The sequence below is a fragment of the Staphylococcus sp. HMSC077D08 genome (genome assembly GCF_001837945.1).
In the GTDB taxonomy this organism is placed as follows: Bacteria; Bacillota; Bacilli; order Staphylococcales; family Staphylococcaceae; genus Staphylococcus; species Staphylococcus epidermidis.
The window spans coordinates 10,439-11,197 of the sequence record NZ_KV834815.1; the positions used below are offsets into that span (position 1 = coordinate 10,439).

Annotated in this window: 7 tRNA genes; all 7 read right to left on the reverse strand. The window is 47.6% G+C overall.

Annotated features, from left to right (window positions below):
• Positions 1–59: 59 nt before the first annotated feature.
• Positions 60–133: transfer RNA gene (locus tag HMPREF2663_RS09510), tRNA-Cys, on the reverse strand.
• Between the two features lie 5 nt (positions 134–138).
• A tRNA-Gln gene (locus tag HMPREF2663_RS09515) sits at positions 139–210 on the reverse strand.
• Positions 211–221: 11 nt separating this feature from the next.
• Positions 222–294, reverse strand: a tRNA-His gene (locus HMPREF2663_RS09520).
• Between the two features lie 2 nt (positions 295–296).
• Positions 297–370, reverse strand: a tRNA-Trp gene (locus tag HMPREF2663_RS09525).
• Between the two features lie 8 nt (positions 371–378).
• Positions 379–462: transfer RNA gene (locus HMPREF2663_RS09530), tRNA-Tyr, on the reverse strand.
• Positions 463–468: 6 nt separating this feature from the next.
• Positions 469–544, reverse strand: a tRNA-Thr gene (locus HMPREF2663_RS09535).
• A gap of 8 nt (positions 545–552) precedes the next feature.
• Positions 553–625, reverse strand: a tRNA-Phe gene (locus HMPREF2663_RS09540).
• Positions 626–759 lie beyond the last annotated feature (134 nt).

Sequence of the window (759 nt, forward strand, 5' to 3'; positions counted from 1 at the left end):
TATATCTCATTCCGGGAAGGAATGTGTTCTAAAAGTTGAACTACTCCCGCATAATAACCTGGAGGCGGCAACCGGATTTGAACCGGTGATAAAGGTTTTGCAGACCTCTGCCTTACCACTTGGCTATGCCGCCAATAACTGGGCTAGCTGGATTCGAACCAGCGCATGACGGAGTCAAAGTCCGTTGCCTTACCGCTTGGCTATAGCCCATTAATATAAAGGGCGGTTGAAGGGAATCGAACCCTCGAGTGTCGGAACCACAATCCGATGCGTTAACCACTTCGCCACAACCGCCATGGCAGGGGCAGTAGGAATCGAACCCACATCAAAGGTTTTGGAGACCTCTATTCTACCGTTGAACTATGCCCCTATATATGATGGTGGAGGGGGGCAGATTCGAACTGCCGAACCCGAAGGAGCGGATTTACAGTCCGCCGCGTTTAGCCACTTCGCTACCCCTCCTAAAAATGGTGCCGGCCAGAGGACTTGAACCCCCAACCTACTGATTACAAGTCAGTTGCTCTACCAATTGAGCTAGGCCGGCTATAGGTATGGTTCAGGACAGAATCGAACTGCCGACACATGGAGCTTCAATCCATTGCTCTACCAACTGAGCTACTGAACCAAAATAAAAATTCGTAATGATACCTCTTTGAAAACTAAGTTTTATATGTTCTGAAAAACAATATGTATTTTAGCTATTTCACCACGAAACCTATATTAGTAATATTGCGGGAGGCGGATTTGAACCACCGACCT